This is a genomic window from Streptomyces sp. NPDC051018 (assembly GCF_044456085.1).
GTDB lineage: Bacteria > Actinomycetota > Actinomycetes > Streptomycetales > Streptomycetaceae > Streptomyces.
The window spans coordinates 184,363-209,861 of sequence record NZ_JBITFN010000011.1; the positions used below are offsets into that span (position 1 = coordinate 184,363).

Genomic DNA, 25,499 nt, shown 5'->3' on the forward strand with positions numbered 1-25,499 from the left:
GCATCATGACCACGACCGACCCCTTCGCCTACGCACCCGCGCCCGAGTCCCGCTCGATCGTCGACATCGCGCCCTCGTACGGCCTGTTCATCGACGGCGAGTTCACCGAGGGCTCCGGCGAGGACCGGGGGAAGACCCTCTCGCCCGCCACCGAGGAGGTCCTGGCCGAGTACGTCCAGGCGAACGACGAGGACGTCGACCGAGCGGTGAGGGCCGCGCGCAAGGCGTTCGAGAAGTGGTCCGCGCTGCCGGGCGCCGAGCGCGGGAAGTATCTGTTCCGGATCGCCCGGATCATCCAGGAGCGCAGCCGTGAGCTGGCCGTCCTGGAGACCCTCGACAACGGCAAGCCGATCCGGGAGACCCGTGACGCGGATCTGCCTCTGGTCGCCGCACACTTCTTCTACTACGCGGGCTGGGCGGACAAGCTCGGCCACGCGGGCTTCGGGCCGGACCCCCGGCCGCTGGGCGTGGCCGGGCAGGTGATCCCCTGGAACTTCCCGCTCCTGATGCTCGCGTGGAAGATCGCCCCCGCCCTCGCGACCGGCAACACCGTCGTCCTGAAGCCCGCCGAGACGACCCCGCTGTCCGCCCTGTTCTTCGCGGACATCTGCCGGCAGGCCGGACTGCCGAAGGGCGTCGTCAACATCGTGACGGGCGACGGCCGCACCGGCGAGGCCCTGGTCGCGCACCCGGACGTCGACAAGATCGCCTTCACCGGCTCGACCGCCGTCGGCAAGGCGATCGCCCGCCGGCTCGCGGGCACGGACAAGAAGGTCACCCTGGAGCTGGGCGGCAAGGGCGCGAACATCGTCTTCGACGACGCGCCCGTCGACCAGGCCGTCGAGGGCATCGTCACCGGCATCTTCTTCAACCAGGGCCAGGTCTGCTGCGCGGGCTCCCGGCTGCTGGTCCAGGAGTCGGTACGGGAGGAGGTGCTGGACTCCCTCAAGCGCAGGCTCGCCACCCTCCGGCTCGGCGACCCGCTGGACAAGAACACCGACATCGGCGCGATCAACTCGGCCGAGCAGCTGGCCCGTATCACCGCGCTCGCCGACACCGGGGAGGCCGAGGGCGCCGAGCGCTGGTCCGCGCCGTGCGAACTGCCCTCCTCCGGCTACTGGTTCGCGCCCACCGTGTTCACGAACGTGACGCAGGCGCACACCATCGCGCGCGACGAGATCTTCGGCCCGGTGCTCTCCGTCCTCACCTTCCGTACGCCGGAGGAGGCGGTGGCCAAGGCCAACAACAGCCAGTACGGCCTGTCGGCGGGCATCTGGACGGAGAAGGGCTCCCGCATCCTGGCGGTCGCGAGCAGGCTCCGGGCGGGTGTCGTCTGGGCCAATACGTTCAACAAGTTCGACCCGACCTCGCCCTTCGGCGGCTACAAGGAGTCGGGCTTCGGCCGCGAGGGCGGCCGTCACGGCCTGGAGGCATACCTCGATGTCTGACACATCCCGACGACGCGTCCTCAAGACCTACAAGCTGTACGTGGGCGGAAAGTTCCCGCGTTCCGAGAGCGGCCGGGTGTACGAGGTGACGGACTCGAAGAGCAGATGGCTGGCCAACGCCCCCCTCGCGTCCCGCAAGGACGCCCGGGACGCGGTCGTCGCGGCCCGCAAGGCGTTCGGCGGCTGGTCCGGCGCGACCGCGTACAACCGCGGCCAGGTCCTCTACCGGGTCGCGGAGATGCTGGAGGGCCGGCGCGACCAGTTCGTCCGTGAGGTCGCCGACGCCGAGGGGCTGTCCAAGTCCCGGGCGGGGGCCCAGGTGGACGCGGCGGTGGACCGCTGGGTCTGGTACGCGGGCTGGACGGACAAGATCGCGCAGGTCGTCGGCGGGGCCAATCCGGTCGCGGGTCCGTTCTTCAATCTGTCCACCCCCGAACCGACCGGGGTCGTCGCGGTCCTCGCGCCCCGGGACTCCTCCTTCCTGGGCCTGGTCTCGGTGATCGCCCCCGTCATCGCCACCGGCAACACGGCGGTCGTGGTGGCCGGTGAGCGGCACCCGCTGCCCGCGCTCTCCCTGGGCGAGGTGCTCGCCACCTCCGATCTGCCGGGCGGTGTGGTCAATGTCCTCTCGGGGCGTACGGCGGAGATCGCGGCCACGCTCGCCGCGCACCAGGACGTCAACGCCATCGATCTCACCGGAGCGGACGGCGAACTGGCGAAGGAGCTGGAGATCGCCGCGGCGGACAATATGAAGCGGGTACTGCGTCCACAGCCTGTGGATTACACGGCGGATCCGGGCACGGCCCGCCTCACCGCGTTCCTGGAGACCAAGACGGTCTGGCACCCCACGGGCGCGCTGGGGGTGTCCGGCTCGTCGTACTGAGCCCGGATCGTCGCAGGGAATCCGGTCGTCGTACGGATTCGGTCGTCGTACGGATCCGGTCACCGTACCGATCGGGATCAGCGTCACCGATCGGGATCAGCGTCCGGGCGCGGGGCCGCCGCACCGGCTCGTCGTACGCACGCCGGGCCGCCGTACCGGTCCCGCGTCCCGCGTCCCGCGTCCCGCCCCCCGGACAGGAGCCCCCTGGCGTTTCGTCCGACGCCAGGGGGCTCCGCCGCGCCCGGGCCGCCCGCACAGAGGGCCCGGGCGGGGCCGTTCTCACAGAGGCAGCGTCTTCGCGACCCCTCCCACGACCGGCAGGTCCTGGAGCGCGGCTCCATCGGACAGCGGACCGGTGACCAGTTCGGTGGAGACGGGCTTGAAGTCCGCGACCTGGGTGCCGACGCCGTTCGCCAGCGGGTCGACACCGGTCTTGGCGAGCGGGTTGAGCTGAAGGCTCTTCAGATATCCGATGCCGGTGACCGAGTTGGTGACCGCTCCGGCCACGCCCGCCGCCGGGCCGGGCAGGGCCGTCCCGCCCCCGCCCACGGGAGCGGCGGGGGCGGCCGGGGCCGCGTGCGCGGTCTCACCAGCGGCGAGGGCGGCGCCGATGGCCGCGGCGGTGAGACCCGCGCCGAGGACGAGCCGCCGCCGGGCCGGGGAAGGTGTCTGACGTGCCATGGAGTTCCCACCTGTACGAGTAATCATTGAGGCACACAGAGTAGTTGAGTCGTTGCTCCGGGAGCCTCGCCGTCCCCGGGGGATCCCCTCCACGGGGGAATGCCTCACACTGGTGTCCCGTGAACTCAACCCCGGGCCATCCCTGTCCGCCCACCCGTGTCGTGCTGCTCGCGGGACCCTCGGGCTCCGGAAAGTCGTCCCTCGCCGCGCGTACGGGACTTCCGGTACTCCGCCTCGACGACTTCTACAAGGAGGGCGACGACCCGGACCTTCCGCTCGTCGCCGGGAGCAGGGACGTCGACTGGGACTCGCCGGACTCCTGGGACGCGGACGCGGCGGTCGCGGCGATCGAGGAGCTGTGCCGTACCGGGCGTACGGCCGTGCCGGTCTACGACATCGCGGCCAGTGCCCGGGTGGGGTGGGACACCTTCGGCGCCGACGGCGCCCCGCTCTTCGTCGCGGAGGGCATCTTCGCGGCCGACATCGTGTCCCGCTGCCGGGAGCTGGGAGTCCTCGCCGACGCGCTCTGTCTGCGGGGGCGCCCCTCGACGACCTTCCGCCGCCGGCTGCTGCGGGATCTGCGCGAGGGCCGCAAGCCGGTGCCCGTCCTTCTGCGGAGGGGCTGGCGCCTGATGCGCGCGGAACGCGGCATCGTGGCACGGCAGACGGCGCTGGGAGCGCACCCGTGCGACACGGCGGAGGCGCTGGGCAGGCTGGCCGCCGCCGTGACGGCGGGCCCCCGCCGCACGACGTCGCCCTCCTCCTGCTCCTGACCCGCCCGGCGCCCCACCCGGCCACGCCGCCCGGCCGCCAACAGCCGTCGAAACCGTCGAAACCGGATCGCCGAACGGCCTTCACCCGTGCCGGCCCTTGCGGGCTCCGCCCCGGACCCGCTCCTCAACCGCCGGAGCGCCCGCACACGCCAATGCGCGCGGGACCGGACAAGACCCCCCGGCCTGTCCGGTCCCGCGCTTTCCCCCCGTTGCCCCGAAGGGCCCCCGTACCCCCGTGTTCCCCCACTTCACCCGCCGTCTCCCCCGAGGTGGCGGCCCCCCCACATTCCCCCCGTTCGCCCTCAGGCCACCAGCTCGCCGAAGGACTCTTCCTCGTCACGGCCGAAGCTGAGGACCTCGTCCTCGCGCAGCCGGCGGAGCGACCGCCAGATGCTCGACTTCACCGTGCCGACGCTGATGTCCAGGATGTCCGCGATCTCCGGGTCGGTGCGGCCCTCGTAGTAACGGAGGACCAGCATCGTGCGCTGGAGTTCCGGCAGCCTGGCCAGCGCCTGCCACAGGACCGCCCGCAGCTCGGTACCCCGCATCGCGTCGGTGTCGCCCGCCGTCTCCGGCAGCTCCTCCGTCGGGTACTCGTTGAGCTTGCGCCGGCGCCAGGCGCTGATGTGCAGATTGGTCATGGTGCGGCGGAGGTACCCCCCGACCGCCGCCTTGTCACTGATCCGGTCCCACGCCCGGTACGTGGAGAAGAGCGCGCTCTGCAGCAGGTCCTCCGCCTCGAACCGGTCCCCGGTCAGGTGGTACGCGGTCGCGTACAGCGAGGAGCGGCGCTCCCTGACGTACGCGGTGAACTCGGCCTCCGAGAGGCTCGTCCTGGTACCGGTCCCGGCCGCCCCCGTGTCGGCCGTGACCCCCGTCCCCACCCCCGTGGTGACGTCAACCACCGTCATGTACGACGGCTTGTGCTGACGTCCGGCGCCGCGAACGCACCCCCGTCCGTTCACGGCGCCGGACTTCTCGGTGCTCCACGTGACGTCGTGGAGACGCGTGACAACTGCGCTTGAGGTGGTGCTGTGCAGTGCGTTCATCTCGCGCCCCCCGTCGAGTGGAGTCTGTTTCCGTCCGTGTGCCGAAAAGCTTGCCCAGGCGATTTCATGGCGGTGTCCGCCGACTGTCACAGCACTGTCACAGGGCCCTTCCGGCCCCTGCTCCCCCTTGTCGTACGGGCGGGACTCGGGCGGGCCCGAGCAGGGCTTCACAAACTGCCCGAAACGCCTCCCGGGGGCATGCGTCCCGGCCGTCTGACGCGCTCGGGGGCGGTCCACCAGTCGAACTCGGGCACCCCCATGGGCCAGAATGACCCCTGTGCCTTTCCTGTTGCTGATCGAGGACGACGACGCCATCCGCACGGCCCTCGAACTCTCCCTGTCTCGCCAGGGCCACCGTGTGGCCACCGCGGCGACGGGCGAGGACGGCCTGAAACTGCTGCGTGAGCAGCGGCCCGACCTGATCGTGCTGGATGTGATGCTGCCCGGTATCGACGGATTCGAGGTGTGCCGCCGCATCAGACGCACGGACCAGCTGCCGATCATTCTGCTGACCGCCCGCAGCGACGACATCGATGTGGTGGTCGGCCTGGAGTCCGGAGCGGACGACTATGTGGTCAAGCCCGTCCAGGGCCGGGTCCTGGACGCCCGTATCCGTGCCGTACTGCGCCGGGGCGAGCGTGAGTCCACCGACTCCGCGACCTTCGGCTCCCTCGTGATCGACCGCTCCGCCATGACCGTGACCAAGAACGGCGAAGATCTGCAGCTCACGCCGACCGAGCTGCGCCTTCTGCTGGAGCTGAGCCGCCGGCCGGGCCAGGCCCTCTCCCGCCAGCAGCTGCTGCGGCTGGTGTGGGAGCACGACTACCTCGGTGACTCACGGCTGGTGGACGCCTGTGTCCAGCGGCTGCGCGCGAAGGTGGAGGACGTGCCGTCCTCGCCGACCCTGATCCGTACCGTACGGGGTGTGGGCTACCGGCTGGACGTCCCGCAGTGACCGTCGCGGGAGCCGGGAGTGCCCGCCGGAACGACCGCCGGAACGGGACGACTACGTGAGCGGTGCCGCGAAGCGCGTGGTCCTCGCCGGACTTCGCTGGACGAGTCTGCGTCTGCGTCTGGTCGTCGTCTTCGCCGTGGTCGCGCTGACCGCGGCGGTGTCCGCGTCCGGGATCGCGTACTGGCTGAACCGCGAGGCCGTGCTGACCCGTACCCAGGACTCCGCGCTCGGCGACTTCCGCCAGCAGATGCAGAACCGGGCGGCGGCGCTGCCGCTCCACCCCACCCAGGGAGAACTGCAAGACGCCGCCGAGCAGATGACCCGCGGCAAGCCCGGGTACAACGTCCTGCTGATCGGCGAGCGGGACGAGGGCAAGCCGGTGGTGGGCGCGTCCGACCCGGATGCCTTCACCCTCGGCGACGTACCGGAGCGGCTCCAGGGCGCCGTGAACGAACGCCAGGGCACGAGCACCGGGAACCCGGTCCCGTACCACCTGTACTGGCAGCGGGTCCAGCGCGGCGGGACGCCGTATCTCGTCGGCGGAACGAAGATCGTCAACGGCGGTCCGACCGGGTATGTGTTCAAGTCGCTGGACCAGGAGCGGCAGGACCTCAACACCCTCGCCTGGTCGCTCGGGATCGCCACCGCGCTCGCGCTCGTGGGCTCGGCGCTGCTGGCGCAGGCCGCGGCGACGACGGTCCTCAAGCCCGTGCGCAGGCTGGGTGACGCGGCCCGGCGGCTCGGTGAGGGCAAGCTCGACACCCGGCTGCGGGTCTCGGGTACGGACGAGCTGGCCGAACTGGCCCGTACGTTCAACAAGACCGCGGAGTCGCTGGAGAAGAAGGTCGCGGACATGAGCGCGCGGGAGGAGTCCAGCCGTCGTTTCGTGGCCGATATGTCGCATGAGCTGCGCACCCCGCTGACCGCGCTCACCGCGGTCACCGAGGTGCTGGAGGACGAGGTCGACAACCTCGACCCGATGATCGCGCCCGCCGTGAACCTCGTGGTGAGCGAGACGCGCCGGCTGGGCGATCTGGTGGAGAACCTGATGGAGGTCACCCGCTTCGACGCGGGCACGGCGAGGGTGGTCCTGGACACGGTCGACGTCGCCGACCAGGTGACCGCCTGCATCGACGCGCGGGCCTGGCTGGACGCGGTGGAGCTGGACGCCGAGCGCGGGATCATGGCGCGGCTGGATCCGCGGCGGCTGGATGTGATCCTCGCGAATCTGATCGGCAACGCACTCAAGCACGGCGGTTCGCCGGTGCGGGTGTCGGTGCGGACCGTCGGCACGGGCGAGCGGGCCGAGCTGGTGATCGAGGTACGCGACCACGGCCCCGGTATCCCCGCCGAGGTACTGCCCCATGTCTTCGACCGGTTCTACAAGGCGAGCGCGTCCCGGCCCCGCTCCGAGGGCAGCGGTCTGGGGCTGTCGATCGCGGTGGAGAACGCGCATATCCACGGCGGCACGATCACCGCGGCGAACTCGCCGGACGGCGACGGCGCGGTGTTCGTACTGCGGCTGCCGTGCGACGCGACGGCCGCGAAGGACGGCTCCGCCGGGGCGGGGGACGATGACGACGGCGACGACGGCGACGGCCGCCGGGACCTCGACGGCGGGCACGGTGAGGACGGCGGCGGTGACGGCGGGAGCGGCGGCGGCGCCCGGGGCTCCGGCCGGGGAGAGGACGGTACGCAGTGACCCGACCAGTCCGGCACCGGCGCCGGGCGGGCGCGCTCACGGGCCTGGCCGCGCTGCTGGGCACGCTGGCGTTCGCCGGCTGCGGCATCCGCCCCACCCAGGTCCCGGTGGACGCCGGTCCCGCGCCCTCCCGGGTGCCGTGCGAGGTGTCGGGCGACAACCGGTCGGCGCAGCCGCAGGGCGTGCCGGTGCGGATCTATCTGGTGTGCGCGTCCCAGCTCTCGCTGGTCGACCGCACGGCCGACATACCCGCGGCGAAGTCCCCGGCGGACGCTCTGCGGACGGCACAGGCACTGCTGGCCGAACTGCAGAAGGAGCCGTCCTCCGCCGAGCGGGAAGCGGGCTTCGCCACCTACGTCCGGGGCGGGATATCGGTGGGCGGCGGGCGCGCCTCCGATCCCGCGGGCACGCTCCGGCTCAGCCGCCAGCCGGAGGACCTGCCCGCGGCGGCCCTCTCACAGATCGTCTGCACCTTCGCGGAGAGCCGGGCGGCGTCCGCGGGCGTCGTGGTCCTCGGCGGGCCGGGTGCGTACGCCCCCCGCGCCTACGAGTGCACCGGCGTCACCCGGGACCGCCCCGCCGAGCCGGTCCCCACCCACCCCCTCACCTCGCCGCCGCCGTCGCCGTCCGCGTGACCGCCGGCCTCCCCGGCCTTCCGTGCGGGGGTTCCCCGGCCTGTGAGGCAGCTCATCCGGCGGCCGGTTTCGGGGCGCCCGGACCCGGGAAGGGCCTGCGGAACCGATTCGCGGGCGGGTTGCGTCTTGTGTGACGTGCAGCGTCAAGGCAAGGGCGGCAGTGCCGTCATCAGCTTCCGGGCGGCGGGGATCCTCCTCGTCCTCGCGCATCTGCTGCTCGTCGGATGGCTGACCCTGCGCCCGCTGGACGTGCCGTGGGTGACGGCCACCAATCTCGAGCTGTTCGCCGGTATCAAGGCGGATCTGGCGCTCGGCCCGGTGGAGGCCGCCCGCCGGATCGGCGAGGGGCTGCTGCTGCTCGCCCCCCTGGGCGTACTGCTGCCGATGGCCGGCGGCAAGGTCCAGGTGTCCCCGCTGGCCTCCCTGGCCCGTACGGTCGCGGCCGGGGCGCTGATCTCCCTCGGTATCGAACTGCTGCAGACGGGCGTACCGGGCCGGGTGCTGGACGTCGACTCCCTGCTGCTGAACACCGCCGGTGTGGCGCTCGCCCATCTGCTGGTGGTGCCGCTCTGCCGGGCCAGGCTGCGCCGCAGGGGACCGAGGGAGCGGGCGGGGCGGCCCGTCGCCCTCAGCCACAGGGCCGAGGCACTGCCCCCGGGACCGGTACCGGCGGAGGAGCCGGCCCAGGGCTCGACCCCGACGATTACCAGGGTCGGGATCGCACCGTAGAGCGACGCTTTGACCCCCTTCGCGCGGCCACCATGGAGACATGACGGGAGCACCGGAGAGAGCGGCTCCCGAACCCACGACCGGTTCTCGCGAAGGAGCCCACCATGGCCGCACTTGTCCGCCCGCGTGAGGGTCGCATGATCGGTGGGGTGTGCGCGGCGCTGGCACGGCGCTTCGGCACCTCCGCCACCACCATGCGAGTGATCTTCCTGGTCTCGTGTCTGCTGCCGGGACCGCAGTTCCTGATCTATCTGGGGCTGTGGGCGTTCCTGCCGGCGGAGAAGACCGCCACCACCGCCTGGTAGGACCGCCGCCGTCCCTGTACGGGATGGAGTCCCCGTACGGAGTGAAAACCCCGTACGGCATGGGAAAAGGGGCGCACACCGCGTATCGCGGGTGCGCCCCTCAGCCGTGCCGTTCAGGAGGATGTGCCGTTCAGGGGGAAGAGACGGCGGAAGCCGACGGCGGGGTCGCGGATCAGCCGAGGCCGCCGACGGGCAGGCCCTGTGCCAGATCACCGGCCGGGAGGCCGCCGAGCAGCGCGGCGACGGGCTCGGTGGCCTCGGCGGACAGCACCCGGTGCGCGGCGCCCTGGAGCGTGCCCGGCACGGTGCCCGCGGCCTGGGTCAGGGCCGCCTGACCGCCGGCCAGCGACTCGGCGCCCGCCGGGAGCTTGGTGAGGCTCTCCTGCACCGGCAGCACGCTGGTGACGGTGTCGAGCGAGGTGGCCGCCTCGGGAAGCGAGGCGGGGGCGGCGGAGGCGGTACCCGCGGCGGTGGCGGCGAAGGCGGCACCGAGCACGGCGACACCGAGAGTCTTGGCGGGGGACTGCTTCATGAGGTGTGTTTCCTTGGGACGGGGGAATACGAGCGGCTCCGCAAGCTAGCCACCCCCGCGCCATGGCCGCAAACACCCGGAAGTCCTGGGGTGTTGGCGTTCCCGGCCGCTCCCCGACAAGGAAACTCAGCCTTCCCGCGAGGAAGATTCGCTGGTCGTGGCGGTCTGACGGAACAGCCATTCGGATTTCAACTCGGCATATCCGGGCTTGATGACGTCGTTGATCATCGCGAGCCGTTCATCGAAAGGGATGAACGCGCTTTTCATCGCGTTGACGGTGAACCACTGCATGTCGTCGAGCGTGTATCCGAAAGTCTCGGTCAGCAGCTCGAACTCACGGCTCATGGTGGTACCGCTCATCAGCCGGTTGTCGGTGTTGACGGTCGCCCTGAAGTGCAGTTTGCGCAGCAGCCCGATGGGGTGTTCCGCGTACGAGGCAGCTGCCCCGGTCTGGAGGTTGGAGGTCGGGCACAGCTCCAGCGGGATGCGCTTGTCGCGTACGTACGCGGCCAGCCGCCCGAGCTGGACGGCGCCGTCCTCGGAGACCTCGATGTCGTCGATGATCCGGACGCCGTGGCCGAGCCGGTCGGCGCCGCACCACTGGAGGGCCTGCCAGATCGACGGGAGTCCGAACGCCTCGCCGGCGTGGATGGTGAAGTGGTTGTTCTCGCGCTTGAGGTACTCGAAGGCGTCGAGGTGGCGGGTGGGCGGGTAGCCGGCCTCCGCGCCCGCGATGTCGAATCCGACGACGCCGACATCGCGGTACCGGTTCGCCAGTTCGGCGATCTCCAGGGCGCGGGCCGCGTGGCGCATGGCCGTGAGCAGGGCGCCGACGCGGATGCGGTGGCCGCCCGCCCTGGCGATCCGCTCCCCCTCGCGGAAGCCCGCGTTGACGGCCTCGACGACCTCTTCGAGGGTCAGCCCGGCCTCCAGGTGCTGCTCGGGGGCGTAGCGCACCTCCGCGTACACCACCCCGTCCTCGGCGAGGTCCTCCGCGCACTCGGCGGCCACGCGGAAGAGGGCGTCCCGGGTCTGCATCACGGCGCAGGTGTGCGCGAAGGTCTCCAGATAGCGTTCCAGCGAGCCGGAGTCGGCGGCCTCGCGGAACCAGACGCCGAGCTTGTCGGGCTCGTCCTCGGGGAGCGCCCCGTAGCCGTTCTCGCGGGCCAGGTCGATGATCGTGCCCGGACGCAGCCCGCCGTCGAGGTGGTCGTGGAGCAGCACCTTCGGAGCGCGGCGGATCTGGTCCGCGGTGGGCGTGGTGATGGTCTGGGTCGTCATTGGCGCACTCTAGCCCCTACGCGCGTAGATGTCTGCGGCTCGATATGTAACAGTGATCGCGCGTACGGGTGGACGGGGCCCGCGATTCTGACACTGTTCTGCCGTGACACACCACGCGCTGCCCCTGTGGAGGGGGCGTACGGACGGTCGTGCGACGACCGAGGTGAAGCGAGGGGCCCGGCTGGGGCGTGCGTACGGGAGGCGGGCCGTGGAGCCCGTTGTCGGCGGGGTGGTCCTGGTCCTGCCGGACGGTGTGCCTCAGTCGGCGCGGGGGCGGTCGCGGTGGGCGCACGCGGCGGCGCTGCCCCTCGGGCGGGCGCTGGCGCGGGCGGGCCGCGCGGACGGGCTGGTGGTGCATCCGGTGCACTACCGCTGCCGCGGCTGGAACGGGTCCGAGGCGGGACTCGCGGTGGACGCCCAGTGGGCGGCGGACGAGGTGACACGGCGGTACGGGGATGTGCCGGTGTGCCTCGCCGGGCACGGCTTCGGCGGGCGGGCGGCGCTCAGGGCGGGCGGGCATCCGGCGGTCAGCTCGGTCCTGGCGATGGCTCCCTGGCTGCCGGCGGACGAGATGACGTCGCCGCCGGAGCCGGTGAAGCAGCTGGTGGGACGGCAGGTGCTGATCGTGCACGGCACGAATGACGAGCGGACGCCGCCGGATCTGTCGTACCGGCTGGCGGAGCGGGTGAAGAAGGCGAACCGGAACATATGCCGGTTCGAGGTCCACACGGACGGCAACGCGCTGCGGCAGCACCATGACGAGGTGCTGGCGCTGGCCGTGGACTTCGTGCTGGGGTCGCTGTTCCCGCATCCGTACGCGCGTCCGGTGGCGGACGCGTTGGCGGCGCCGCCGCCGCTGGGGCTACGGATGCCGTTGGCGGCGGGGTTCGGTAAGTCGCTGAGACCGTGAGGGTGGGCCGGGTGCGGGTACCTGGGGCCGGGGCCTTGTCCTCAGGCGCCGGCCGGGCTGGAGTGGTTGCCCGCGCGGGCGGTCACGCCGAGTGTGCCCCGCGCGGGGCGGAGGTCCGTCCTCAAACGCCGGACAGGCTGGAGATACGTGGATCCGGCCCGGCAGCCACACCACGTGAGACCCACCCGAGGCCGAAGTCCGTCCTCAAACGCCGGACAGGCTGGAGTGGTTGCCCCCGCACGCTGGGGACGTTGGCGTGGCCGGGTGGGTGGGGGCGGGCTCCTGAGCGGTGTCGTGGCCAATCGTCGCTGTCAGTCGGGGAGGAGGTGGCCGCGGCGGGAGAGGAGGAAGCGTTTGAAGGCGGCTACGGGTGGGGTGTCGGGGTGGCCGTCGAGCCAGGCGAGGCCGATCTCGCGGACGGCCCGGGGCGCGGTCACGGTCAGTTCGACCACGCCGGGGCGGGCCACCGCGGGCGGGGGCAGCAGGGCCACGCCGAGGCCCGCGGCGACCAGGCCGCGCAGGGTCTCCGCCTCCTCGCCCTCGAAGGCGACCCTCGGGGTGAAGCCCGCCTGCGCGCAGAGGTCGTCGGTGATACGGCGGAGCCCGTAACCCGTTTCGAGGGTGACGAAGTACTCGTCGGCGGCCTCGGCGAGGCGGACGCGCTTGCGGGAGGCGAGCCGGTGGTCGTCCGGCACGACCAGGCGCAGCCGCTGTTCGTCGAGGCGGCGGGCCGCGAGGTCGGGCGCGTCGGGGAGCGGTGAGGTCAGACAGAGGTCGAGTTCGCCCGTACGCAGGCCGCCGAGCATGGCCTCGCCGTAGTTCTGGACGAGGGTGAAGCGGACCTTCGGATGGTCGGCACGGAAGGCCCGCAGCAGCGCCGGAACCGTCTCGGATCCCATCGTGTGCAGAAAGCCGAAGGCGACTTTGCCCGCGTACGGGTCCGCGTCGGCGCGTACGGCGTCGGCGGCCCGCTCGACGTCGCCGAGCGCGCGCTCCACGGAGGCGAGGAAGGTCCGTCCGGCCGCGGTGAGGGAGACCGTACGGCCCTTGCGGGCGAACAGGGCGACTCCCAGGTCCTGTTCGAGCCGGACCATCGCGCGCGAGAGCGTGGACTGCGGCACACCCAGCTCCTGCGCGGCGCGCGTCACATGCTCGTGCCGGGCGACCGCGGCGAAGTACGCGAGCCGGGGTACGAGCAGCAGGGCTGTGTCGTCTGTGTCACTGCTGTGTGACAGCCGCTTCTCTGAACTGCGATCATGCACCATGGGAACGATTATCGCTGTTTTATGCATTGGACGCATGAATTCTGCGGCCGTACGTTCGTGGCATGCCTGCCGCCAGTACCGAGGCGTCCACCGAGGTGGCCGCCGTCTCCGTCGCCCCCGTCCCCGAGCCCCTGTCCCCCGGCCGCCCCGGCTACCGCCGTATGAGCCTCGCGCTCTTCGCCGCGGGCGTCGCCGCCTTCGCCCTCCTCTACTCCACGCAGGCACTGCTGCCCGCCGTCTCCGCCGGGTTCGGTGTGAGCGCGTCGGCGGCGAGCTGGACGGTCTCCGCCGCGACGGGCGCGCTGGCCCTCTTCGTACTCCCCCTGAGCGCGCTGTCCGAGCGGTTCGGTCGGCGCACCCTGATGACCGTGTCCCTGATGGTCGCCGCCGCCGTCGGACTGCTGGTTCCGTTCGCGCCGAGCCTGGAGTGGCTGGTGGTGCTGCGGGCCGTGCAGGGCGCGGCGCTGGCCGGGGTGCCCGCCTCTGCGATGGCCTATCTGGCCGAGGAGGTGCGGCCGAAGGCGCTGGTGGCCGCGGTCGGGCTGTTCGTCGCGGGCAACAGCATCGGCGGGATGAGCGGCCGGATCGTCACCGGCTGGGCCGCGCAGCTGTGGGGCTGGCGGGCCGGGCTCGCCGCCGTGGGTCTGCTGGCGCTGGTGGCCGTGGCCGTCTTCCGGGTGCTGCTGCCGAAGCCCCGGCGCTTCACACCCGGCACACTGAGCCCGAGGGCGCTGGCCGGGACGGTGCGCGGGCATCTGTCCGATCCGCTGCTGCTGCGGCTGTACGCGATCGGCGCGCTGTTCATGACGGTGTTCGGCGCGGTCTACACCGTGATCGGCTACCGGCTCGTCGAGGAGCCCTTCAGCCTTCCGCAGGGCGTCGTCGGCTCGATCTTCCTGGTCTATCTCGTCGGCACCCTCTCCTCGGCCGCCGCCGGGGCGCTCGTCGGACGGCTGGGCCGCCGCGGGGCGCTGTATCTGGCAGTCGTCACCACCGCGGCCGGGCTGCTGCTGTCGCTCGCGGACGCGCTGGCCGCCGTACTCCTCGGCCTGGTGCTGATCACCGCGGGCTTCTTCGCGGGCCACGCGGTCGCCTCGGCGGCCGTGAGCCGTACGGCGAGGACGGGCCGCGCTCAGGCGTCGGCGCTGTACCAGTCCGCGTACTACCTCGGCAGCAGCGTCGGCGGCACCCTGGGCGCGATCGCCTTCCACTCGGCGGGCTGGGCGGGCACGGTGGCGCTGGGCGTGCTGGCCGTCCTCGGCGTGGTGTCGATCACGCTGTACGGGAGCTGGGCCGCCCGGACCGCCACGGTCCGCGCCTCCGAGGCCCGGACCACCGGAGGCCGCGCTGTCGAGGGCCGGGCGCTGGAGGGCCGGGCCGTCGAGGGCCCCATCGCCGGGGCCCGGGTTCCGGTGGCGGCCGCCCGCCGCTGACCCTCCCGCGGGTCCGCGGTACTCCCCGCCGGCGACGGTCTTCCGTCGTCGGCGGTCTGCTGCGTCGACAGCAGCCTCCTCTGTCGACGGCGGGCCTCCTGTCGTCGCGCGCCCCCGCCCCCTACCCGCTCCGGCCGGACCCGCTCCCGGCCGGCGACACCCGTGATCGACTCCGTCGTGCCGGTCATCTCGCCCTGACCGTAGCGGGATTGAGACATGTTCCGTACAACCGGTCGGCCCCCGGCAGGCGTCAAACGAGCAGACCGGGGCGATCGCCCGGAGACCCGGAGCTGAGTGGGGGGCACATGGAAACGACGGGGAGCATACGGAAAGTACGGCGCATCAAAAGGACCGGCAGGCGCGCGGGGATCGTGCTCGGACTGACGGGCATGATCGTCCCGCTGACGCTGGCCGTCGGTACGGGGACCGCGCAGGCGGCGTCGTCCTGTACGGCGTCGAAGGGTCCGTACCAGAAGCAGGTGGAGAAGTTCCTGGGGCGTCCTGTGGACGGCAAGCAGTCGGTGGCCGACTGCCAGGCCATCCGCGCGTTCCAGAGGCAGCACGGCATCACCCCGGCCATCGGCTACGCGGGACCGCTGACCTGGCAGACGATGAACACGATCCTCCAGCAGCGGGCCGCCGGGAAGAACCCCAACAAGGCGGGCAAGTGCCCGACGAACAGGGGCCGGATCGCCTGTGTCGATCTGACCCGGCAGCTGAGCTGGATCCAGGACGGCAAGAAGCTGAAGTACGGGCCGGTGCCGGTCCGTACCGGGAAGAACGGCGCGGAGACCCGTACCGGCTCGAAGAAGATCTACTGGCGGAACATCAACCACTGGTCGACGCTTTACAAAGTGAGGATGCCGTACGCGCAGTTCTTCGACGGCGGACAGGCATTCCACTCGGTGACCAAGTCGATGTACAACCCGCCGGGATCCGCGGGCTGCGTGAATATGCGCCCGGCGGACGCGAAGGCCTACTGGAATCTGCTGAAGAACGGCGACGACGTCTACGTGTACGGGCGCAAGCCGGGTACCTGAGCCTCATTGTCAGTCCCCTCCTGTAGGTTCCCAAGGGCTGATGCCAATGGGCGACAGGGGTGGACCCGATGAGTGATCTCGCGACAAAAGAAGACCTGGAATCCGAGCTGGAGCGGTATCGCCGGGAGCTGACCGGCTACTGCTATCGAATGCTCGGATCCTCGTTCGAGGCCGAGGACGCCGTCCAGGACACGATGGTCCGTGCCTGGCGGAGCTTCGAGAAGTTCGAAGGGCGTTCCTCGCTGCGGTCGTGGCTCTACCGGATCGCGACCAATGTCTGTCTCGACATGCTGAACGCGGGCAATCGCCGGGCCCGCCCGATGGATCTGTCGGGCCCGACGCCCGTCGCCGAGGCGCGGCTCAGCGCCCGCCCCGAGGCCACCTGGCTGGAGCCGGTGCCCGACGGGCGGGTGCTGCCGTCGGTGGCGGACCCCGCGGAGACGGCGGTGGAGCGGGAGACGATCCGGCTGGCGTTCGTCGCGGCGCTCCAGCATCTGCCGCCGAAGCAGCGCGCGGTCCTGATCCTGCGCGAGGTGCTCGCCTGGAAGGCGAGTGAGGTGGCGGAGCTGCTGGGCACCTCGGTCGCGTCGGTGAACAGCGCGCTCCAGCGGGCGCGGGCGACGCTGGCCCAGTCCCCGCCGACGGTGAGCGACGCGGCGGACCCTCTCGACGAGGAGCAGCGGGAGCTGCTGGAGCGCTATGTCGCGGCCTTCGAGGGCTATGACATGGAGGCCCTCACGGCGGTTCTCCACGATGACGCCACGCTCTCCATGCCCCCGTACGACCTGTGGCTCCAGGGCCACGAGAACATCGTCGGCTGGATGCTGGGCGTCGGTTCGGTGTGCCGCGGCTCGCGTCTGGTCCCGACGATCGCCAACGGCATGCCCGCCTTCGCCCACTACCACGCGGCGGAGGACGGCAAGGGGCACACCCCCTGGGCGCTGATGGTCATGGAGATCCGCGGCGGGAAGATCGCGGCGATCAATTCGTTCCTGGACACCGCCCGCTGGTTCCCGATGTTCGGCCTGCCCGACCGGCTGGAGGAGGAGGGCGCCGCGGAGGGGGCGTGACGGGGGCTCCCGTGGCCGGGCCCGTCGGCGCCCGGGCCCGACCGTTACCCGGGCCCTGGACGGCCAGGGCCCGGCGCTACCCGGGGCAGACCGCCGACTCGGTCCAGCCACTGTCCGGGACCGGTCGCGCACCCGGGCCGGACCGTTATCCGGGGCCCGACCGTGCCCGGGGCCGGACCGGTTACCCCGGCCCGGCGAGGCCGGAGAGCCCCACCAGATGCAGCAGGGCCCGTAGCTCGGGCCCCGCGCCCCGCAGCCGGAAGTCGCGGCCCAGCCGCTGGGCGGTGAGCCGCAGCCGGGCGATGGCGTCGACCGCGGTCAGATCGGCCGCGATCATGTCCCCGACATCACAGACGGCCTCGCCCGGGCCCTCGGTGCCGCCGAGCAGAACGCTCAATTCCGCGCACAGGCGCGGCACATCGTCCGGTCCCGGGCTCCCGGAGATTCTGATGACGACCGTCTCTGTGGCATCCACACCCGGGCAGACCGCCACCGGACCGGTAACTCATCGCAGGGGCGCGAACGGGACCGGTGATAGCCCTGGGGCCGTACGCTCCCGCTCCCCGGGCCGAGCGCTCCGGGGGCCCTACGGGGTGGGAAAGGACGAGGTGTCGAGGTCCAGGCCGAAGGGCGCGGGAAGGCGGATCGGGTCGCCGAATTTCGCGGCCTGGAGCACCCGGTAGACGCCGTTCTCGGGCTCGCCGTAGAGGGTCGCCGTGGGGCCGCCGGAGGCCCAGCCGTCGATCAGCAGATAGAGCGGGACGCCCGCATGGGCATAGCCCGCCGGCTTCTTGATGCGGTCGTTGCCCGCAGTGGACTTCGAGGTGATCTCGACGATCAGCTCAGGCGCCGACGCGGAGACAAAGTGCCCGGGCTCCGCCCGCAGAACGGACTTCGGTACCAGCGCGAGATCCGGGATGTACAGACCGTCCCGGGAGGGGACGGCCGTGCCCAGGGTCTGGTAGATCCCCCAGTCCTCGGGGATCACACCGTACAGACGTCGCTGCACGGTGTCGGCGATGTCGTGGTGGGCACGGAGCGGCGGCGGTGACACGGTGACGGTCCCCTCGACGATCTCCACCTTGCAGCCCCCCGGTGCGTCCGTCCCCTGCCAGATCCGGACCAGTTCGTCCCACTCCTGGTCATGGTCCGTGTGATCGGCCGCGGGTGCGCTCATGGTGATCTCCTCGCTGGATGTGTCACCGAGTGCAGCATGCTGAACGGGACCGGCGAGGGGCTACCGGTCCCGTTCAGCCGTACGAGTCGTCACCCTTACGGGGTTGACGGCGCAGGACCGTCAGGCGAGGCGGTCCAGGACGATCGGGGTCCCCGTGAAGGGGGTCCCGGGCGGGGCGATGTCGTAGGCGGACGTCAGGGACTCCAGCGCGTAGGAGAACTTCTCCGGGGTGTCCGTGTGCAGGGTCAGCAGCGGCTCGCCCTCGGTGACGGTGTCGCCCGGCTTGGCGTGGAGTTCGACGCCCGCGCCCGCCTGGACCGGGTCCTCCTTGCGGGCGCGGCCCGCGCCGAGGCGCCAGGCGGCGAGGCCGACCCCGTAGGCGTCGAGGCGGGTCAGGACACCGGAGGCGGGGGCGTTGACGACATGGTGTTCACGGGCGACGGGGAGGGCCGCGTCCGGGTCACCGCCCTGGGCTGCGATCATGCGGCGCCAGACGTCCATCGCCGAGCCGTCGGCGAGCGCCTTCGCGGGGTCGGCGTCCTTCAGGCCCGCCGCGTCCAGCATCTCGCGGGCGAGTGCCAGGGTCAGCTCGACAACGTCCGCGGGGCCGCCGCCCGCGAGGACCTCCAGTGACTCGCGGACTTCGAGGGCGTTGCCCGCGGTGCGGCCCAGGGGCGTGGACATATCGGTGAGCAGGGCGACCGTCCGTACCCCGCTGTCCTTGCCGAGCGCGACCATGGTCGCGGCCAGCTCGCGCGCGTCGTCGAGGTTCTTCATGAACGCGCCGCTGCCGGCCTTCACATCCAGGACCAGCGCCCCCGTACCCTCCGCGATCTTCTTCGACATGATCGAGGAGGCGATCAGCGGGATCGCCTCGACCGTGCCGGTGACATCGCGGAGCGCGTACAGCTTCTTGTCGGCGGGGGCGAGTCCGTCGCCCGCCGCGCAGATCACCGCTCCCGTTGAGCCGAGGACGGCCAGCATCTCCTCGTTGGACAGCAGCGCCCGCCAGCCGGGGATGGACTCCAGCTTGTCGAGGGTGCCCCCGGTGTGGCCGAGGCCCCGGCCGGAGAGCTGGGGCACGGCCGCCCCGCACGCGGCGACCAGCGGCGCGAGCGGCAGGGTGATCTTGTCGCCGACCCCGCCCGTGGAGTGCTTGTCGGCGGTGGGGCGGGAGAGCGCGTCGAAGTTCATCCGCTCGCCGGAGGCGATCATCGCGGCGGTCCAGCGGGCGATCTCCGTACGGTTCATCCCGTTGAGCAGGATCGCCATCGCCAGCGCCGACATCTGCTCGTCGGCGACCTCACCGCGGGTGTAGGCGTCGATGACCCAGTCGATCTGCTCCGGGCTCAGCTCGCCCCGGTCCCGCTTGGTGCGGATGACGGAGATGACGTCCATGCTCATGGGTAATCCTCCTGTGTTGCCGGTGCCGGGACGCCCCCGACCCCTGACGGGGGCGGCCCGGCTGGTCCAGTGATGTGACCGGAGAGGTCCCCCGGTGAACTCTCCGGTCACAGCGCTACGCGAGATGCCCGGGGCCGAACGGCTGCGGCAGCATCTGCCCCATCGTCCGGATGCCCTCGGGGGTGTCGAGCAGCAGCCCGGGCCCCCCGGCCTCGTACAGCAGTTGCCGGCACCGGCCGCACGGCACCAGGCTCCGGCCCTCGCCGTCCACACAGGTGAAGTGGGTCAGCCGCCCGCCGCCGGTGGCGTGGAGCTGGGAGACGAGCCCGCACTCCGCGCACAGCGACAGCCCGTACGACGCGTTCTCCACATTGCAGCCGGTGACCGTGCGCCCGTCGTCGACGAGTGCCGCGACTCCGACGGGATACCCCGAGTAGGGGGCGTACGCGCGGGTCATGGCCTCGCGGGCCCGACGGCGCAGCACCTCCCAGTCGAAGCCGGCCGCGGCCCCGGGGGCGGTCACTTGCCCTGGCCCTTGCGGTAGCGCATTCCGTCGGCTTTCGGCATCCGCAGTCTCTGGGCGGAGAGCGAGAGCACCAGCAGGGTCACCACATACGGGGTGGCGGCCACGAACTCGACCGGCACGGTGTCGGTGTTGAGGAACCAGATCAGCACACCGACGGCGATGACCGCGCTGGCCCCGGCCTGGATCCAGCTCTTGCGGTAGGCCTTCCACGCGGCGATCGCCAGCAGCACGATCACCAGCAGCAGAAGCATCACATGGACGGTGCTGCCGCCGTTGCGGAGCTGGAGCGCGTCCGCGTAGCCGAACAGGCCCGCTCCCATGGCGAGTCCGCCGGGCCGCCAGTTGCCGAAGATCATCGCGGCGAGGCCGATGTAACCGCGGCCGCCGGTCTGGCCCTCGTTGTAGATGTGCGAGGTGACCAGGGCGAGGAACGCGCCGCCCAGTCCGGCCATACCGCCGGAGACGATCACGGCGATGTACTTGTACTTGTAGACGTTGACGCCCAGCGACTCGGACGCGATCGGGTTCTCACCGCAGGAGCGCAGCCGCAGACCGAACGAGGTCTTCCACAGCACGACGAACGTCATCACGAAGAGCAGGACGGCCACGATCGTCAGCAGCGACACATCGGTGACCAGTCCGCCGAAGAAGCCCGCGACGTCCGCGACGAAGAAATCGCGCTCCTTCTCGATCGATTTGAGCCAGTCGGAGAGCCCGGGCACGGTGACCGTGGTGATGTCGTCGGCGGGCGGTGACTGCTTGGGGCTGCCGCCCTTGTCCACTGCCTCACCGCTGTTGAACCACAGTTTGGCGAAGTAGGTGGTGGCGCCGAGCGCCAGGATGTTGATCGCGATACCGGAGATGATGTGGTCGACGCCGAAGGTGACGGTGGCCACCGCGTGCAGCAGACCGCCGAACATCCCGCCCAGGACACCGGCGAGCACCCCGATCCAGGGGTCGGTCTGCCAGCCCGCCCAGGCACCGAAGAAGGTGCCGAGGATCATCATGCCTTCGAGGCCGATGTTGACCACGCCCGCGCGTTCGGCCCACAGCCCGCCGAGACCGGCGAGCCCGATCGGTACGGCCATCGCGAGCGCGGCGGTGATCTGGCCGTTCGCGGTGAGCGCCCACCAGTTGTCGATGTCCGCGTCCGGGATGAAGCCGAAGGTGGTGCCGATCCAGCGGATCGTGGACAGGGCGAGGAGCGCGCCCGCCGCGAGCAGCAGGATGACCGGGAAGGAGAGGCGGGTGCGCCCGCGCTTGCCGCTGCCGCCGCTCACCTGGGGAGCCGCGGGCGGCGGGGTGGAAGTCGCCGTGACGGTCACGCCGACACCTCCTGCTTGTCGGTGTTGCCGGTATTCCGGGCCTGGGCTGCGAGTTCCGCGCCGACCTGGCGCTGCTGGCGCTTGAGGCCGTAGCGGCGCACCACCTCGTAGGCGATGACGACGCACAGGACGATGACGCCCTGGATGACGCCGACGATCTCCTTGTCGTAGCCCTTGAATTCGAGCTGGCCGCTGCCGCGCTCCAGGAAGGCCCACAGCAGTGCGCCGAGCGCGATACCGACGGGGTTGTTACGGCCGAGGAGGGCGATGGCGATACCGGTGAAGCCGATGCCGACGGGGAAGTCGCCGCTGTACTCGAACGAGTCGTTCAGCAGCGTCGGCATACCGATCAGACCGGCCATCCCGCCGGAGATCAGCATGGAGGTGACGACCATCCGCTTCACATTGACCCCGCTGGCCTCGGCCGCGCTGCCGGACAGGCCGACGGTACGGAGGTCGAAGCCGAAGCGGGTGCGGGAAAGCGTGAACCAGAAGGCGATGCCCGCGACGATCGCGACCACGATGAAGCCCCAGACGGGAGCGGGCGAGGTCGGGAACTCGAAGAAGCGCGCGGACTCGGGGATCGGCTTGGTGGAGATCTTGGTACCCGCCTGGTCGAGATGGCCGAGGCGGCCCACCTGGAGCAGATAGCCGATGATCGCCGTGGCGATGGCGTTCAGCATGATCGTGGAGACGACCTCGCTGACTCCGCGGGTGACCTTGAGGACACCGGCGATCCCGGCCCACATCGCCCCGACGATCATCGCGCAGAGGATGATCATCACGATCTGAAGCGGCCCGGGGAGGGTCAGCGCGCCGCCGAGGGCCGCGGCGAAGAAGGCCGCGAGGCGGTACTGGCCGTCGACACCGATATTGAACAGGTTCATCCGGAAGCCGACGGCGACCGCGAGCCCCGCGAGGTAGTAGGTGGTGCCCTTGTTCAGGATGTAGACCTGGCTGTCCGACTTGCTGCCGTAGTCGAACATGATGCCGAAGGCGTTGAAGGGCTCCTTGCCGGTGGAGGCCAGCACGAGCGCGGTGACCAGGAACGCGACGACGATCGCGAGCAGGGGGGCCGCGAGCCCCAGGAGCACTCGCTCCTTGTCGAACTTCTTCATCGGTCCTCTCCCCCGTTCTGAGGGCCGTCGCCTTCGGGGGTCCCGCCGGCGGAGGTCCCGTCGGCCGGGGGTTCGGTGGCGGGGAGCTCGGTGCCGGGGTTTTCGGTGGCGGGGAGCTCGGTGGCCGGCGGCTCGGTTTCGGTGGTGCCGGTTTCGGGCCGGGGCCCGGGGACGGTGTCGGCGGGGGCTTCGAGGTGGCCGGTGGCCGAGCCCGTCATCGCCGAGCCCAGCTCCTCCGGGGTGATCGTGGCGGGGTCGGCGTCCGCCACCAGCCGGCCGCGGTAGATCACACGCAGGGTGTCGGAGAGCCCGATCAGCTCGTCCAGGTCCGCGGAGATCAGCAGGACGGCCAGGCCCTCCCGGCGCGCCGCCCGGATCTGGTCCCAGATCTGCGCCTGCGCGCCGACGTCCACACCGCGCGTGGGATGCGCGGCTATCAGCAGCCGGGGTTCATGGCTCATCTCGCGGCCGACGATCAGCTTCTGCTGGTTGCCGCCGGAGAGGGAGGCCGCGGTGACATCGATCCCGGGGGTCCGTACGTCGTACTCCCGCACGATCCGCTCCGTGTCGGCGCGGGCGGCCTTGAGGTCGAGGAACGCGCCCTTGCTGTTGGGCTTCTCCGTGACATGGCCGAGGATGCGGTTCTCCCACAGGGGGGCTTCCAGCAGCAGTCCATGGCGGTGGCGGTCCTCGGGGATGACGGCCATGCCGTCCTCGCGCCGCTTGCGGGTGGGGGTATGGGAGATGTCCTCGGTGCCCAGGGTGAGCCTGCCGGTGTCCAGGGCACGCATCCCCATGATCGCCTCGACCAGTTCGGACTGGCCGTTGCCCTCCACACCGGCGATGCCCAGCACTTCGCCCTTGTGGATGGTGAAGTCGATGCCGTCGAGCACCGCGCGGACGACGCCGTCCGGGTCGGTGGCCGTCAGCCGCAGGTCCTCGACCGTGAGCATGGGGACGTCGGTGACGGTCGACTCACGGGTCTCGGGCGAGGGCAGTTCGCTGCCGACCATCAGCTCGGCGAGCTGCCTGGCGGTCGTGGTCGCGGGGTCGGCGGTGCCGACGGTGGTCCCGCGCCGGATGACGGTGATCTCGTCGGCGACCGACAAAACCTCGCCCAGCTTGTGCGAGATGAAGATGACGGTCAGGCCCTCCGCCTTCAGCCCGCGCAGATTGTCGAAGAGGGCCTCGACCTCCTGCGGTACGAGGACGGCGGTCGGCTCGTCGAGGATCAGCGTACGGGCGCCCCGGTAGAGGACCTTGAGGATCTCCACCCGCTGGCGGTCGGCGACACCGAGGTCCTCCACGTACACATCGGGGCGGACGCCCAGACCGTACGCGTCCGAGATCTCCCGGATCCTGGCGCGGGCCCGGTCGCCGATCCCGTACAGCTTCTCCGAGCCGAGGACGACGTTCTCCAGCACGGTGAGGTAGTCGGCGAGCATGAAGTGCTGGTGCACCATGCCGATGCCCCGGGTGATGGCGTCACCCGGGTTGGAGAACGACACCTGTTCGCCGTCCACCTCGATCGTGCCCTCGTCCGGCTTCTGCATGCCGTAGAGGATCTTCATCAGAGTCGACTTGCCCGCGCCGTTCTCGCCGACGAGGGCGTGGACGGTGCCCCGGCGCACGGTGATGTCGATGTCGTGGTTGGCCACGACTCCGGGAAATCGCTTGGTGATTCCCCGGAGCTGTACGGCGTGGGGACTGCTGGACGCTTTGATGACGCACTCTCCCTGGGCAGGAGCGGAGGAGCATAGGAGGGGTGGTGCCGGATGCGTGGTGGCGAAAACTATCGCGTAACCGAGGAACTACGCGCGTAGCGCCGGAACATTCTCGGGGAGGCGGAGAAATGGTACGGGCCGGGGCCCGGGAGGAGCGGCGCGGCCGCCCGTCCGGGCCCCGGTCGGCGGGTGGATCAGGTCGTGGTCTTGACCTTGATCGTGCCGTCGACGATCTTCTTCTTCGCCTCGTCCAGCTTGGGCTGGATGTCCTTGAGGTGGTCGCCGGTCGTGGTGAGGCTGACACCGTTCTCGGCGAGCGAGTAGGAGTGCGTACCGGTCAGCGGCTTGCCGTCCTTGACGGACTTGGCCAGCTCGAAGACTCCGGTGTCGACGTTCTTGACGACGGACGTCAGGATCGTGGTCGCGTACTTCGACAGGGCCGGGTCCTTGGCCTGGTCCGAGTCGACACCGATCGACCAGGCGCCCGGCTTGCCCGCGACGGCCTCGATCGAACCGGCGCCGGAGCCGCCCGCCGCCGCGTAGATGATGTCGATGCCCTTGTCGAGCATGCCCTGGGCGGCGGCCTTGCCCTTGTCGGGGCTGCCGAAGCCGGAGAGGTCCGTGCCCGTGGTCAGATACTGGATCTGCACCTTGGCCTTGGGGTTGGTCTCCAGCACGCCCTGCTGGAAGCCCGCGGCGAACTTCTTGATCAGCGGAAGGTCCACACCGCCGATGAAGCCGATCTGCCCGTCCTTGGACTTCAGCGCGGCGGCGACACCGGCGAGATAGGAGCCCTGCTCCTCGGTGAAGACGATGCTGTCGACGTTCTTCGCCTCGGAGACGGAGTCGACCAGACCGAAGCTCGTGTCCGGGAACTTGGCCGCGACCTTGTCGACCGCGTCCTTGTAGGCGAAGCCCACGGCGACGACGGGGTTGAAGCCGCCCTCGGCGAGGGAGGTGAGGCGGGCCTCGCGGTCGGCCGGGGTCTCCCCGTGCTTCGCGGTCAGTTCCTTGGTCTCGGCGCCCAGCTCGGCCTTGGCCTTGTCCAGGCCGCGGGCCGCGGAGTCGTTGAAGGAGTTGTCACCACGGCCGCCGACGTCATAGGCCATGCCGACCTTGAGCTTCTTGTCGCCGCTCGATGACTCCGAGTCGGTCGACGACTCGCCACACGCGGTGGCGGTGAGGGCGAGGGCCGCGGTCGCGATACACGCGGCAGTGATCTTGGATACCCGGCGCAAGAGGAGGGGTCCCTTCGAGACTGACCGAAAGCGCCTCTTCCGGCGCTGGTTTTGCGGCGATCGTAACGCGCGTAGATGTCAGTTAAAGACCTGTTCATGAGTCGTTATCGGATCGTCGTGAACAGGGTAGCCCGGGGAGGGTGGGGGTGCGCGTCGAGCGATCTCGGGTGGCCGGGAGGGGGTGCCCTGAGCCGCGGGGGCGGGCGCGGGGCCCGCGGGTGCGGGTTCGGGTGCGGGGCCGTACTGGTGCGGGGCCCTCGCCGGGTGGTCGCGCTCCGGAGCGGCGTCCGTCGTCA

The 25,499-nt window shown here is 71.1% G+C and carries 25 protein-coding genes; 12 read left to right on the forward strand and 13 right to left on the reverse strand.

What is annotated here, in order from left to right:
• Window positions 1-5: 5 nt before the first annotated feature.
• The gene (locus ACIBCM_RS20650) at window positions 6-1,448 is read left to right on the forward strand and encodes an aldehyde dehydrogenase family protein (protein WP_399245174.1); all 1,443 of its coding nucleotides are present in this window, start codon (window positions 6-8) and stop codon (window positions 1,446-1,448) included.
• On the forward strand, window positions 1,441-2,331 hold the full coding sequence (locus ACIBCM_RS20655; protein WP_399245176.1) for an aldehyde dehydrogenase family protein: 891 nt from the start codon (window positions 1,441-1,443) through the stop codon (window positions 2,329-2,331). The genes ACIBCM_RS20650 and ACIBCM_RS20655 overlap by 8 nt, the downstream gene beginning before the upstream one ends.
• A gap of 279 nt (window positions 2,332-2,610) precedes the next feature.
• Here the strand turns inward: ACIBCM_RS20655 and ACIBCM_RS20660 are convergent, their stop codons facing one another.
• A complete protein-coding gene (locus tag ACIBCM_RS20660) occupies window positions 2,611-3,012 on the reverse strand; it encodes a hypothetical protein (protein ID WP_399245178.1) in 402 nt (133 codons plus the stop codon).
• Between the two features lie 119 nt (window positions 3,013-3,131).
• On the opposite strand from ACIBCM_RS20660, the gene ACIBCM_RS20665 reads away from it, so the two are divergent.
• Complete coding sequence (locus ACIBCM_RS20665) at window positions 3,132-3,785, forward strand: uridine kinase (protein ID WP_399245180.1); 654 nt, start codon at window positions 3,132-3,134, stop codon at window positions 3,783-3,785.
• 302 nt (window positions 3,786-4,087) lie between these two features.
• Here ACIBCM_RS20665 and ACIBCM_RS20670 read toward each other — a convergent pair whose 3' ends face one another.
• On the reverse strand, window positions 4,088-4,834 hold the full coding sequence (locus tag ACIBCM_RS20670) for a SigE family RNA polymerase sigma factor (RefSeq protein WP_399245182.1): 747 nt from the start codon (window positions 4,832-4,834) through the stop codon (window positions 4,088-4,090).
• Between the two features lie 277 nt (window positions 4,835-5,111).
• Here ACIBCM_RS20670 and afsQ1 point away from each other — a divergent pair, with 277 nt between their 5' ends.
• From afsQ1 to ACIBCM_RS20695, 5 genes are all read left to right on the forward strand, one after another.
• Complete coding sequence (afsQ1, locus tag ACIBCM_RS20675; protein WP_175257369.1) at window positions 5,112-5,789, forward strand: two-component system response regulator AfsQ1; 678 nt, start codon at window positions 5,112-5,114, stop codon at window positions 5,787-5,789.
• A 55-nt stretch (window positions 5,790-5,844) separates the two neighbouring features.
• On the forward strand, window positions 5,845-7,491 hold the full coding sequence (locus ACIBCM_RS20680; RefSeq protein ID WP_399245184.1) for an ATP-binding protein: 1,647 nt from the start codon (window positions 5,845-5,847) through the stop codon (window positions 7,489-7,491).
• Entirely contained in the window at window positions 7,488-8,126 is a 639-nt protein-coding gene (locus tag ACIBCM_RS20685; RefSeq protein WP_399245186.1) for a hypothetical protein, read from the forward strand. The genes ACIBCM_RS20680 and ACIBCM_RS20685 overlap by 4 nt, the downstream gene beginning before the upstream one ends.
• 135 nt (window positions 8,127-8,261) lie before the next feature.
• On the forward strand, window positions 8,262-8,855 hold the full coding sequence (locus ACIBCM_RS20690; protein ID WP_399245187.1) for a VanZ family protein: 594 nt from the start codon (window positions 8,262-8,264) through the stop codon (window positions 8,853-8,855).
• Window positions 8,856-8,959: 104 nt separating this feature from the next.
• Window positions 8,960-9,160, forward strand: a complete 201-nt coding sequence (locus tag ACIBCM_RS20695) for a PspC domain-containing protein (RefSeq protein ID WP_389267239.1) — start codon at window positions 8,960-8,962, stop codon at window positions 9,158-9,160.
• Between the two features lie 172 nt (window positions 9,161-9,332).
• Here ACIBCM_RS20695 and ACIBCM_RS20700 read toward each other — a convergent pair whose 3' ends face one another.
• Together ACIBCM_RS20700 and ACIBCM_RS20705 are read right to left on the reverse strand one after the other, a co-directional pair.
• Complete coding sequence (locus ACIBCM_RS20700; RefSeq protein ID WP_399245189.1) at window positions 9,333-9,692, reverse strand: ATP-binding protein; 360 nt, start codon at window positions 9,690-9,692, stop codon at window positions 9,333-9,335.
• Between the two features lie 126 nt (window positions 9,693-9,818).
• Window positions 9,819-10,973: an adenosine deaminase gene (locus ACIBCM_RS20705; protein WP_399245191.1), complete on the reverse strand. Its 1,155-nt coding sequence runs from the start codon at window positions 10,971-10,973 to the stop codon at window positions 9,819-9,821.
• A gap of 208 nt (window positions 10,974-11,181) precedes the next feature.
• On the opposite strand from ACIBCM_RS20705, the gene ACIBCM_RS20710 reads away from it, so the two are divergent.
• The gene (locus ACIBCM_RS20710; protein ID WP_399245193.1) at window positions 11,182-11,883 is read left to right on the forward strand and encodes an alpha/beta hydrolase; all 702 of its coding nucleotides are present in this window, start codon (window positions 11,182-11,184) and stop codon (window positions 11,881-11,883) included.
• 311 nt (window positions 11,884-12,194) lie between these two features.
• Here the strand turns inward: ACIBCM_RS20710 and ACIBCM_RS20715 are convergent, their stop codons facing one another.
• Window positions 12,195-13,148, reverse strand: coding sequence for a LysR family transcriptional regulator (locus ACIBCM_RS20715; RefSeq protein ID WP_399245195.1), 954 nt, complete (start codon window positions 13,146-13,148; stop codon window positions 12,195-12,197).
• Window positions 13,149-13,210: 62 nt separating this feature from the next.
• Between ACIBCM_RS20715 and ACIBCM_RS20720 the strand changes: the two genes are divergently transcribed.
• The 3 genes from ACIBCM_RS20720 (at window position 13,211) to ACIBCM_RS20730 (ending at window position 16,691) form a co-directional block, all read left to right on the forward strand.
• The gene (locus tag ACIBCM_RS20720; RefSeq protein ID WP_399245197.1) at window positions 13,211-14,581 is read left to right on the forward strand and encodes an MFS transporter; all 1,371 of its coding nucleotides are present in this window, start codon (window positions 13,211-13,213) and stop codon (window positions 14,579-14,581) included.
• Between the two features lie 389 nt (window positions 14,582-14,970).
• Entirely contained in the window at window positions 14,971-15,621 is a 651-nt protein-coding gene (locus tag ACIBCM_RS20725; protein ID WP_399245364.1) for a L,D-transpeptidase family protein, read from the forward strand.
• 68 nt (window positions 15,622-15,689) lie between these two features.
• The gene (locus tag ACIBCM_RS20730) at window positions 15,690-16,691 is read left to right on the forward strand and encodes a sigma-70 family RNA polymerase sigma factor (RefSeq protein WP_399245199.1); all 1,002 of its coding nucleotides are present in this window, start codon (window positions 15,690-15,692) and stop codon (window positions 16,689-16,691) included.
• A gap of 181 nt (window positions 16,692-16,872) precedes the next feature.
• On the opposite strand, the gene ACIBCM_RS20735 is transcribed toward ACIBCM_RS20730, so the two are convergent.
• The 8 genes from ACIBCM_RS20735 to ACIBCM_RS20770 form a co-directional block, all read right to left on the reverse strand.
• Entirely contained in the window at window positions 16,873-17,166 is a 294-nt protein-coding gene (locus ACIBCM_RS20735; protein ID WP_399245201.1) for an STAS domain-containing protein, read from the reverse strand.
• A 111-nt stretch (window positions 17,167-17,277) separates the two neighbouring features.
• Window positions 17,278-17,868, reverse strand: coding sequence for a Uma2 family endonuclease (locus ACIBCM_RS20740; protein WP_399245203.1), 591 nt, complete (start codon window positions 17,866-17,868; stop codon window positions 17,278-17,280).
• Window positions 17,869-17,988: 120 nt separating this feature from the next.
• Complete coding sequence (locus ACIBCM_RS20745; RefSeq protein ID WP_399245366.1) at window positions 17,989-19,266, reverse strand: thymidine phosphorylase; 1,278 nt, start codon at window positions 19,264-19,266, stop codon at window positions 17,989-17,991.
• Between the two features lie 121 nt (window positions 19,267-19,387).
• A complete protein-coding gene (locus ACIBCM_RS20750; RefSeq protein ID WP_399245205.1) occupies window positions 19,388-19,795 on the reverse strand; it encodes a cytidine deaminase in 408 nt (135 codons plus the stop codon).
• Window positions 19,792-21,123: an ABC transporter permease gene (locus ACIBCM_RS20755; protein ID WP_399245207.1), complete on the reverse strand. Its 1,332-nt coding sequence runs from the start codon at window positions 21,121-21,123 to the stop codon at window positions 19,792-19,794. The genes ACIBCM_RS20750 and ACIBCM_RS20755 overlap by 4 nt, the downstream gene beginning before the upstream one ends.
• The gene (locus ACIBCM_RS20760) at window positions 21,120-22,241 is read right to left on the reverse strand and encodes an ABC transporter permease (RefSeq protein ID WP_399245209.1); all 1,122 of its coding nucleotides are present in this window, start codon (window positions 22,239-22,241) and stop codon (window positions 21,120-21,122) included. Before ACIBCM_RS20760 ends, ACIBCM_RS20755 begins: the two co-directional genes overlap by 4 nt.
• Complete coding sequence (locus tag ACIBCM_RS20765; RefSeq protein WP_399245368.1) at window positions 22,238-23,965, reverse strand: ABC transporter ATP-binding protein; 1,728 nt, start codon at window positions 23,963-23,965, stop codon at window positions 22,238-22,240. The genes ACIBCM_RS20760 and ACIBCM_RS20765 overlap by 4 nt, the downstream gene beginning before the upstream one ends.
• Before the next feature lie 194 nt (window positions 23,966-24,159).
• Window positions 24,160-25,203 (reverse strand): BMP family protein, encoded by a 1,044-nt coding sequence (locus tag ACIBCM_RS20770; protein ID WP_399245211.1) that lies wholly within the window; start codon window positions 25,201-25,203, stop codon window positions 24,160-24,162.
• Window positions 25,204-25,499: the final 296 nt, after the last annotated feature.